Annotated in this window: 1 protein-coding gene; it reads left to right on the forward strand. The window is 35.0% G+C overall.

Translation table 11 applies throughout. The features are described 5' to 3' along the window. Positions 1 to 198, forward strand: a 198-nt coding sequence (locus ACTNB3_RS17965; protein ID WP_441027330.1) for a hypothetical protein, incomplete at its 5' end; no start/stop codon positions are given. Positions 199 to 357: the final 159 nt, after the last annotated feature.

The raw sequence follows: 357 nt of genomic DNA on the forward strand, positions 1-357 counted from the left end.
AACATGGCGTTTCTCCACGATACATGCAGTGCGTTTACATATCTGATAATGTGGGCATCCTTCTCAAGAGGATGGCATATGGCAAACGTAAAAAAGATTATTTTAACAGCTTTCGGAATGATTGGCGGAGCAACGAGAAATCGTATAAAATCAGTTTCGAAATTCAGACCTATTTCTTGTATCAATATAAAAGTGTGATTTTACCTCCATAAAACTCGTATAATTTTGTGATTATGATTGTATTTTGGGAAACTTACGCATATAATAAAAGTGTGATCAAGAAACACTAAAACTCCAATAAAAGTGTGAGGTGTGAGTCTATGGAACGATTTATTTTGAAAAAGCTGCTGGACTGGA

Source organism: Bariatricus sp. HCP28S3_D3 (assembly GCF_052065755.1).
Lineage (GTDB): Bacteria > Bacillota > Clostridia > Lachnospirales > Lachnospiraceae > Allocoprococcus.